Source organism: Sutterella wadsworthensis, from assembly GCF_003315195.1.
Classification (GTDB): Bacteria; Pseudomonadota; Gammaproteobacteria; order Burkholderiales; family Burkholderiaceae_F; genus Sutterella; species Sutterella wadsworthensis.
On sequence record NZ_QNRV01000049.1, the window covers coordinates 1 to 9,908 of the forward strand.

Sequence of the window (9,908 nt, forward strand, 5' to 3'; positions counted from 1 at the left end):
ACGCCATCGGGATCTGCTGGCTCTGTTGGGAATAACAAAACTCCCGAAGACTGTTTTCCGTTTTAGTTAGGATCTAGTCATTCGGGAGTTCAGGTCACCACAATTAGAGAATGGCAGATTGATCCGAAGCCTGCTTAAAGCATGGGTGAATAAAAAACAAAAGCGGAAGACGCTGTGCGAACTCCCGCTTGAAAAGGTACAGGTTTCGACGAAAGACCAGCTCTGTCCGGAAGCACATTCCGACCGCGGCATTTCATTGTCTTCGTCGACACGAGCATTCTGTCAGCCGAAGGTAACGAAGCGATTTCAATGAAGTGAATCTTTTGTGACAATGCGGGGGCGTCAAATTCTGCCCAAGCCAAATTTTCGCCGGCTGAGAAAGAACATCACAGAGCTCAACAGCAGCGCAGCCGCTTCAGTGGCGGGTGACGCCATCCATAAACCAGCAGTGCCGAAGAGTTCCGGCAGGATGAGAATGCCGATGCACGGAAAAATAAGCGTTCTGGCAAACGCGAGAATGGCAGCGCTTCGGCTGTCTCCCGCTGCTGCGAAGAAACTGCTTGAGAGCATATTGGTGCAGAGCATTAGGATCATGAGTGAATAAATGGGGAATGACTCCACTGCCAATTCGAACGCTTCGCCGCCTTCATTGGAAAAGAATCCCAGCACGCTGCGGGCAAAGGGAAGCGTGAGCAGATAGGACGCCAGAGAAAGGAGGCCCGCAAGCGCATAGCTTTGAAGAAAGACACGGCGAACTTGATGCGGCTCTTTTGCACCGACTTTGAAGCCGAGAATGGGGGACGAGGCTGCACAGAAGCCGTGGAAAACACAGTTGAAGGTATAAACGGTAAAGCTGCACATCGTGAGCGCTGCTACGCCAGCCGTACCCAAATGACTGATAAAAACACGGTTGTAGAGCCAAATGGCAACCACGTAGGAAAGATTGGAAACGAACTCCTGAAGACCGTTGCCGGCTGCCGTTCGCAGCAGTTTCAGGTCGGGAAGGTGAAGCACGAGCTTGAGCGGGGACTTCTCCCGCATAAAGTACCAGAGCCCGCAGGCGGCGCCGATGAACCATGAGAGCGCCGTAGCCCAGGCAGCCCCCGTCATGCCCATGTCTAAAGGTCCCATGAAGAGAATGTCAAAGACCACGTTGGTGATGCCGCTCGCTGCGGAAGCTGCAAGTCCGGCTTTGGGGCGGCCGGCAGTGGTGTAGAAGACTTCAAAGGTCACGGCTGCGAGGAAAAGCGGTGTCGCCGGGAGCAGCACGCGCTGATAGTCGCGGGCAAATTCAGTCTGCTCGGGTGAGATGCCAAGCAGTTCGAAAACCCAGTCTAGTCCGAACCAGGCCAGCAGCCCAAGCGTTAATCCGAGCATGACATTGGTTGTAAGAGCCGTCGAAAACGCTCTTAACGCTTCTTCATGCTTTTGGGCGCCCAAAGCACGAGCCGCTACCGCCCCGCCGCCGGCAGCGATCATGAAGCCCGCGGCGATCAGCAGTGCTGTGAGCGGATAACTCATCGAGAGTGCTGAAAGCGCAGTGGTGCCGACGAAACGTGAAATCAGCACGCCGTCAGCCACAAGGTAGCTCATGATGAGGAGCGACATTGCCATGCGCGGCAGCGCAAGACGCATCTGCCGATTGACGGTGATGGTGCCGGCAAAGGTTTCGGAGACTGTCTGCATGTGAAGTGATCTATCTGGGGGCAGCGAATAGACGCAGCATCAGTTTTCGATGCCTTCGGGCTGCTGCAGTCGATCGTAGTAGCCGGAGAGCTTTTCGAGCACTTCAACGCGAAGACCGGGGAGCTTTTGGCCAAACTGCTTGCGCAGTATCGCTGCAATACGCTCGAGCTCCTTTTCTGCGTGAGGCGTTTTTTCGAGTGAAGCCCGTTCAATGTGAAGCCTGGTATCGCCAGTTTTGGGCATGCGGATCCGGAAGCGGAGGTTTCGGCCAACCGGATCCTGGGCAACGAGAAGTTCAGCATCGGCAATCGCTTCAAGCTGGCTGCTTTGCGGCGTTGCGCCATAAGGGAAGCGGGTCAGCAGGCAGGGGCGGGCAGCTTGTTCAGGGTGCGGAAATCCGACGATCCTGCCGATTTCGCGAATACGGGGTTTGCTGATGCCGGCCTTGACCAAAGGCGATTCCACTTTGAGTTCACGGAGGGCTTTGATGCCGGGACGATAGACGGAGAGGTCCGACGTGTTCGTGCCGTCGCAGATGGGGCCTAGGCAGCCGGATTTGCGGGCAATGTCGATGAGTTCTGTGAAGAGATGCGTTTTGCAGACATAGCAGCGGTTGACGCCCGCGCGGGCAAGTTCAGGAAGCGTGAGCGAAGCCGCCGGCACAAGAATGGGTTCCAATCCAAGGTCCTCCGCATCCTTCAGGGCGTCAGCCGTTTCATCCGGCGCAATCTGCGGTCCGATGATGTGAAGGAGGTTCACGCGAAAGCCGAGCTTCTTTGCGCAAAAGGAGAGGAAACGACTGTCTAGGCCGCCCGAATAAGCTACGCAGATTTCATGTTCGGGTGCGATTTCTTCAAGTACCGTTTTGAGACGGACAATTTCGGGGATAGTGAAGAAGTTCACGGGTGCTGACGGAGTCATGGCTGCGGTGCGGCCGGGATCGAGCCGCGGTTTGGTGATGGAAAGGAAATGCTAAAACTCTCGGAGTTGGAACTGCAGATCCGAAATTGGCAAAAAATGATTCAATCCCGTTCGGCTTCGCAGCTGAGCGGAGTCGAGCGGGATTGCTCAGTCATTTCGCTGGGTGCTGTGAGTGCAGTCACAGCGCTATGTCACTCACTAGGCAGAGCGCCGAACATTTATTTGGCAACGCGAGGCACGGTGAGCGAACCTTCCGGCATCAAAATGGTGGCGGGGTGCTCGCCGAGCAGCTCGTGAGCGAGTTTCAGGGCTTCGTCCACCGTGTCGACGGCTGCCGTAAAGTGCATGCTCTTGGCAAGACTGCGGTTGAGTTTCGTCACCAGAATGAACTTCGCTTTTTGCTGCGGCCGCGTAATGGCGAAAGCTTTGTTGGCGCCGATCTGGAAGTTTTCTTCAAGCTCGTGCTTAATGGCTGCCGGCGTCGTCAGGCGATTGAAGGTTTCTTCGAGTTTCGCTGAACCCGATCCTTCAATACATTCGGCCAGGAGAATGACTACACCGCCCTTCTTAACGGCGCAGGCGGCATTGTCCATGGTCTTTTGCATCTGATAGACGTTGATGTCTTTGGGCCAGCCGCCGCAGGAAGCGATGACGAGATCGGCTTCACGCGGAATCTTGCTCCCGTATACCTCATCGACGAACTTACAGGCTTCTTTATGAGCTTTGACGTAGTCGCCGGTGAAGATCCGCAGGAATTGGTGCTCAGCATTAAGGATGGCGTTCAGAAGGAAGAGCGAGCGTCCCTTGGCAAAGAGTGCGCCCCCTTCCATCTGGTCGTCGTAGCAGGGGTTGCCTTCCATCAGTCCGAGGCCGGCCTTGTCTGACAGCATGTGGCTGTGGTTCATGCGAACCGTTTCCATGGCTGCACAGCCTGGCAGCACGGCTTTGCGGCCGCCGCCGTAACCGGAGAAATAATGGTGGACGATTGTGCCCGTCAGGAACACATGATCAACGTCGCAAAGGAGCTTATTGATCCAGACCGGCGTGCCGAGCGTCGTCTTGCCGAAGTATTGGAAGTCATCCGCATTGGTGGCGATGCTGTTGAACATCGGCAGGCGGCCGGCAACCTCTTCACCGACCTGCTCAACCATCTCTTCATGCGTCATCGCCCGGTGTGTGCCCAGCGCGAAGACGATGCGCATATTGGCGTCGGGTACGCCGAGGCGGTTGAGTTCATTGACGAGGATTGGCATGAACACAAAGCTGTTGGCAACGCGGGTCGGATCATTGCAGATGAAGGCTACGGTGTCGCCGGGCTTCACAATCTCGCTGAGCGGCGGGAGCCCGATGGGGTGCTCGAGCATGTCGAGCAGGTGCCCTTTGACGTCTTCGAGTACGGGCTGAGGCTCCGTGCGTACGACCTTCAGAACGTCGGCGTCGTCGTATTCAAACGATTGTGTGCCGCGGCCGTAGGCGAACACATATTTCTGCAGTGCCATGGAAGTCTTCTCCTCTTGTCTTTTTTAAATTGCCGTCGGTGACCAGCTCGCTCGGCAGCGAATGGGGACCAAGCGCATGAGTTCCGCGTACCAATCTTTAAAGCGAAATTTTAGAGTTTCTGCTGTCATATCGGACAGCTTCTCAATCCATGAAGCTGGAGCGGTATAGACAGAAGGAATACCCAATAAAATCAAGTTTTTTCAAGGGTGTTGTCTATTTATGATTGACCGCAAAAGGCTGGGTGTTTGCTTAGGATCAATGCTGTGCTGCTGGATGGAAAATATTTGCGTACGCTTTGATGGATAGGATTTTGGTGCATGCCTCTGGAGGCATATCTTTGCAGCCGAAGGCAGCCCCAAGGAGAACAATAAATTGATCGTCAATACACCACAGCAGACATTCCGCGCAGCGCTGGGACAATTCTTTGTGAAGGAAACGAGCACAGAGAATCTCGCCGCCGCACGGTCACTTATTGAACGTTCGGAGACTGCAGGCGCCGATCTGCTCGTGCTCCCAGAGTGCATCATTGCGAGAAAGCTGGGCATGCCCGATTGGGGACAAAAACATGCTGAACCGCTAGACGGCCCTTTTGTGAGCGGACTGCGCGAAGCAACGCGCGGCCGTCGCGTGACAGTGGTTTGTACCGTGCAGGCAAAAATTGCAAACGAGTCTCGCTATGCCAACGATTTGCTGGTCATTCAGAACGGTGAGTTACGGCTGACATATCAGAAAATACATTTGTACGACGCTTTTCGCGGCAAAGAAAGCAGCTATGCTGCCCCGGGCGATGTCCTGCCGCAAGTGCTTCAGATAGGACCATTTAAAGTTGGATTTCTAACTTGTTATGACGTTCGTTTTCCGGAAATGACGCGGGCATTGGCGTGTGCAGGTGCAACGCTTCTCGTCGTTTCAGCCGCCTGGGTTAAGGGGGCTTTGAAGGAAATGCAGTGGGATATCTGTCTGCGGGCGCGTGCGCTTGAAAATACCTGCTATCTCATTGGCGTGAGCGAATGCGGGCCGGCAACCGTAGGATCCTCTAAAGTGGTCGATCCGATGGGCGTGGTTGTCGCACAGTGCGGGATTGACGAGCAATTGCTCATGGTTGATCTGGATCCGTGCAAGGTCGAAGCCTCTCGACGTGTGCTTCCTGTGCTCGAGAACAATCGGTTTGCTCCGCCGGAGCTCCAAAAGCTCCCGCAGCAGTGAAGTGAACAAACCGGTGAGAAGTGCAGGAGCCGGTTCTCTTGAAAATAAGGCCGCCTGAAACTGGTTTTTGCTACTTGACAAAACGGCGGGTTTCCGTAAAATCTCTTTTCTCACAGTAATGTGAGCGCAAAAATTCGAACGGTGGGTGTAGCTCAGTTGGTAGAGTCCCGGATTGTGATTCCGGTTGTCGTGGGTTCGAGTCCCATCTCCCACCCCATTCGATTTTTGTTGCTCAGGATGGTGGGTGTAGCTCAGTTGGTAGAGTCCCGGATTGTGATTCCGGTTGTCGTGGGTTCGAGTCCCATCTCCCACCCCATCCTTTCCAAAAGATCCTGCAGGTCGTGCGGCCCGCGGGATTTTTTGCATTTGGGATATTCACTAGAGCTTCAATCACGAAAAAAAAAGCGGAAGCCTTCGACAGCAGCTGTGCGCCGAAGAAACTTCCGCTCAGGCAGTCAGCCTCCAAATCAATTAGGCCTGTTTGAGGAGTTCAAGCAGCTCATCCACATGCGTTTTGGCTTTGACGCCGCGCAGGGCATGAATGATTTTGCCTTGAGGATCAATGACAAATGTGGAGCGCTCAATCCCGAAACACTTGCGGCCGTACATCGTTTTTTCTTTGAGTACGCCATAAAGGTTGCAGACGGTTTCTTCCTTGTCGGAGAGCAGCGGAAAGTTGAGGTTCTGCTTGTCGCGGAACGAGCAATGGCTCTTCACGCTGTCTCTCGAGACGCCGAGCACCTCATAGCCCAGAGCCTTGAAGTCGGCGAGATGGTCACGGAACCCTTGAGCTTCAGTCGTGCAGCCCGCCGTATTGTCTTTCGGATAGAAATAGAGCACGACGCCGTTGCCGCGCAGGGCCGAGAGCGAAACCGGCGTACCGGCGTCGCTCTCGAGCGTAAAGTCCGGTGCTTCCATGCCGGCAGTAAGTTCTGTCATCACTTAGTCTCCTTGAAATAGGTCGCAGTCAAACCGTGCGGGCGGCAAAGCACCCGCTGACGGTGCGATGAGTGTTCATTCTAAGAACGTTGAACTGGCCCAAGCCTTTTTCAAAGCAACGAAAGGAAACAGAAATAGAGCGGTCAGAACGCTGCCACAGTGCGGTTCACGCCGGAGAGCAGCTGTGCACCGGAGGCGATCATTTCTGGAATACGGCTCTGGGCAAGGTATTCTCGCGCCGCTTCCGGAAGCAGAATTTCGCTGCCTGTCGACTGCATGTAGTCGTGAAAAACGTCGGCTGCAGTTGGCAGAATCCATTCGCCGTTATCTTGTCTGACCGATGTTTCATGAAGGCGCGCGGCACTGGTGCCGCACGTCCATACTTTGTAGTTGCGCATATAGGTGCAGAGGCAGCACTTTTCTTTGGCCGGCATTTCAGATGCAGGTGTACCGTTGGCAGCGGCTTCCTGACGAAGACGCCATTCTTTCAGATAGCTGCAGTCACCATGATTGAGAAGATATCCGTAGGCCTCACAATTTGGCCGAATGTCACCCGTTATGGCCGGAGACTGACGAAGCATGCGCATCGGGTAGCCAGTGGGTGAAAGGTGGTTGACGACGATGTCTTCAGGCTTCGCATTGAAATAGGCTTGCTTGACGGCATAGGGCAGGCCGCTCTCCTGCGCAACGGCAAAACGGGTTGCAGCCTGAATGCCGTCACAGCCGGTATCGCTCATCATCTCGGCGGCTTCCCCGCCGGTGAAAATGCCGCCAGCAGCAATGACCGGAATATTGAGACTGCTTTTGGCGAGAAAAGCCTTCACGTCCTTCACAATGTCGGCAAGCGAATAGTTTGCCCAGTCCATGCCGAAGCCGAGGTGGCCGCCGGCAAGCGGTCCCTCAACAACAACATAATCCGGCAGTCGTCCTGTGGAGGCGCTCTTTTTTAAAAAGAGGTTCAGCGCCCGCGAAGAGGAAACAATGATGCCGATGAGCGCATCTTTAAAACGCGCGTGATCGGCCATGAGTTTCATGCTCGAGAGGTGAAGACCGGCCGAAAGTGTGATTCCGTCGATGCCGCCGTCAAGTGCGGCCGTCAGACGTGCACGCAGAGTTTCGAGCCCCGCATTCATCGTGAGCTTTTCCATGCAGTTGATCAGGACGAGACCATGTCCGGTAGCGCGGCTCATGACGTCGCTCACATAGCGGCGGGCCGCTTCCTTGACATTGTCAAGGTTGAAAGTCACGGCGCTCTTATCCATGTTGTCGCGTTCGGAGGCCGTGCGTTTAGCCTTTTCGGCAGTAAAGCGCGTACCGAATAGACGATCCGAAAGGTCCATCAGCATCGCGTCGGAAAGGTGCGCGATGCCGCCGAGCCGTTCAACGGCCAAAGCCAGTTCGGCTGTGGAGATATTGGTACCCATGCCGCCAAGCATCAGCGGGAGGAAGCTTCGTCCGCCGAGCATGAGACGATGGTTCTGAAGTGCAGTTGCGTGCGTCATATTGGCTCAAATCCTTCTGTTCTGTTTTTTCCGGCCGTTCTGATGCAGCTCGGATGGAAGCAAAGTTTTGCAGGCAGAGCGCTAAGAAAATCGTTGCAATTTCGGGGAAATATCTGTATAGGAAGCTTCGTTTTTTTACCTTGCTGTGTGCTAAGGCGAATTGACGGCATACGACTGCAGGTAGATTGAAGCATCCTGTTGCATAATGCGAAGCTTGATATGAAGGGCGAACACGATATTCAGGTCTTTGTGCTCGGCAAGGACTTCGCATTCGCTCCAATTCCGCAACGCCTCACTGCCTTGAGGCTGCTTACGCAGTCCTGAGGCGGAAGAAACACACAAAAAGAATCATGGAACCCTACGCCGCTGGCTGGCTTTCGATCGTTCCGCCGATCGTTGCCATTGCACTTGCGCTGCTCACGAAGGAAGTGCTTTCCTCACTTCTGATCGGTATCCTTACGGGCACGCTTATCTACGCGATCGGCACCGACGCCAACATCATCATGGGAACGCTCGAAACGACGTTCAAGCTGATGGGGGATAAGGTGGACTTCAATATCCTCATCTTCACGTCGCTCTTGGGCGCTTTGGTCTATGTCGTCGGCATGTCGGGAGGTACAAAGGCATACGGCAACTGGGCTGTACAGCGTGTGAAATCGCGTCGTGCGACGCTTATGTCGACTTCAGGTCTTGGCATCCTGATCTTCATTGACGACTACTTCAACTGCCTTTCCGTGGGCACTGTGATGCGTCCGCTCTGCGATCGCTACAACGTTTCGCGCGCAAAACTTGCCTACATCATCGACTCGACAGCCGCGCCGGTCTGCATCATTGCACCGGTGTCGTCTTGGGCTGCCGCGGTGGGCTCTTCACTTAAAGGCAATGCTGTCTTTGAGTCCGACATGGCTGCTTTCATCGCATCGATTCCATGGAATTTCTATGCGCTGCTGTCGATCTTCATGGTCTTCTTCATCATTTTCACAGGACTCGATTTTGGGCCCATGCGTACGAGTGAAGAGAAGGCGCTTCAGGGGAATGTCGGCGGCATTCAGGGCGGCGGCGCTGAACCGCCCAAAGCCAACCCGAGAGGAACGGTAATGGACATGCTGGTTCCGATCACTGCACTGATCATCTTTGCTGTTCTGGCATTGATGTATTCGGGCGGCTATTGGGGCGCGGATCCGGCGTACCACAGTTTTGCTGCATCCATTGGCAATTCGTCGGCTGCTGCCGCGCTGGTGTGGGCAGCCTTCGGTTCTGTTCTCGTTGCGCTTTTGCTCTACGTCCCCCGTCGGCTGGTGCCTTTTGGCGATTTTATGCAGGGGTTGGTGGAGGGCATGAAGCTCATGCTTCCGGCCAATATCATTTTGGTGCTTGCCTGGACGCTTTCGGGTGTCTGCCGAGACCTACTGTCAACGCCGCAGTTTGTTGAATCTTTGGTTTCTACGGCAGGCGGGGACTTTTCAGTGTTCCTTCCGGCTGCGGTATTCATCATCGCGGCTTTTCTCGCCTTTTCGACGGGTACTGCCTGGGGTACGTTCGGCATCCTGATTCCAATCGTTGTGCCGGTGGTTCAGGGTATTGATCCCACGCTCACGATTGTTGTTCTCTCTGCTACGCTCGCGGGTTCGGTTTTCGGCGACCACTGCTCGCCCATTTCAGATACCACGATTCTTTCGTCTGCAGGTGCCGGCTGCAATCATATTGAGCATGTTTCAACACAGCTCCCTTATGCGCTGCTTGTTGCATTCTGTTCGGCGGTGGGATATCTCGTTGCAGGTCTCTCCGGCGGGAATCTCTGGCTCTCGTTTGGCACGTCTCTGGGGCTCCTTATTGTTGCAGTGATCGTGCTTCACAATATGCGCCGTCGCAAACCTAAGATTCAGGCTGCCTAATAGCAGCTCAACATCTGCGCAGACTAACTGGATATACCGGCTAGGTTGGCACATAAAAGAAGACCCGCTAGGATTTTTTTCCGGGCGGGTTTTCTATTTAACGTATTCATGATTACACAAGTATTTTCCGGAACTCCCGGATAACTGATCCCTAATTTTTCAGGACCCGGGGCGGATTTTCTAAGCCAAGCAGCGCGAGCATATCGCGCTGCTTTTTCGTAATGGTGCGGGTCACCCATGCGTTGGCCGTTTGGCGCTT

The 9,908-nt window shown here is 54.6% G+C and carries 7 protein-coding genes and 2 tRNA genes; 4 read left to right on the forward strand and 5 right to left on the reverse strand.

Annotated elements, in window-relative coordinates; all coding sequences use genetic code 11:
• Positions 1-342 precede the first annotated feature (342 nt).
• The 3 genes from DES29_RS11785 to DES29_RS11795 all read right to left on the reverse strand — a co-directional run bounded on the left by DES29_RS11785 (position 343) and on the right by DES29_RS11795 (position 4,106).
• On the reverse strand, positions 343-1,686 hold the full coding sequence (locus tag DES29_RS11785) for an MATE family efflux transporter (RefSeq protein WP_021995596.1): 1,344 nt from the start codon (positions 1,684-1,686) through the stop codon (positions 343-345).
• A gap of 39 nt (positions 1,687-1,725) precedes the next feature.
• Positions 1,726-2,607, reverse strand: a complete 882-nt coding sequence (gene larE, locus DES29_RS11790; RefSeq protein WP_016474078.1) for an ATP-dependent sacrificial sulfur transferase LarE — start codon at positions 2,605-2,607, stop codon at positions 1,726-1,728.
• Positions 2,608-2,825: 218 nt separating this feature from the next.
• On the reverse strand, positions 2,826-4,106 hold the full coding sequence (locus tag DES29_RS11795; protein ID WP_201638701.1) for a nickel-dependent lactate racemase family protein: 1,281 nt from the start codon (positions 4,104-4,106) through the stop codon (positions 2,826-2,828).
• 373 nt (positions 4,107-4,479) lie between these two features.
• Here DES29_RS11795 and DES29_RS11800 point away from each other — a divergent pair, with 373 nt between their 5' ends.
• The 3 genes from DES29_RS11800 to DES29_RS11810 all read left to right on the forward strand — a co-directional run bounded on the left by DES29_RS11800 (position 4,480) and on the right by DES29_RS11810 (position 5,629).
• Complete coding sequence (locus DES29_RS11800; RefSeq protein WP_113854932.1) at positions 4,480-5,313, forward strand: nitrilase-related carbon-nitrogen hydrolase; 834 nt, start codon at positions 4,480-4,482, stop codon at positions 5,311-5,313.
• Positions 5,314-5,454: 141 nt separating this feature from the next.
• Positions 5,455-5,530, forward strand: a tRNA-His gene (locus DES29_RS11805).
• 23 nt (positions 5,531-5,553) lie between these two features.
• Positions 5,554-5,629: transfer RNA gene (locus DES29_RS11810), tRNA-His, on the forward strand.
• A 155-nt stretch (positions 5,630-5,784) separates the two neighbouring features.
• Here the strand turns inward: DES29_RS11810 and bcp are convergent.
• On the reverse strand, positions 5,785-6,252 hold the full coding sequence (bcp, locus tag DES29_RS11815; protein WP_005430069.1) for a thioredoxin-dependent thiol peroxidase: 468 nt from the start codon (positions 6,250-6,252) through the stop codon (positions 5,785-5,787).
• Positions 6,253-6,395: 143 nt separating this feature from the next.
• Complete coding sequence (locus DES29_RS11820) at positions 6,396-7,754, reverse strand: nitronate monooxygenase (protein WP_021995468.1); 1,359 nt, start codon at positions 7,752-7,754, stop codon at positions 6,396-6,398.
• Positions 7,755-8,104: 350 nt separating this feature from the next.
• On the opposite strand from DES29_RS11820, the gene DES29_RS11825 reads away from it, so the two are divergent.
• Complete coding sequence (locus DES29_RS11825) at positions 8,105-9,649, forward strand: Na+/H+ antiporter NhaC family protein (RefSeq protein ID WP_021995469.1); 1,545 nt, start codon at positions 8,105-8,107, stop codon at positions 9,647-9,649.
• Positions 9,650-9,908 lie beyond the last annotated feature (259 nt).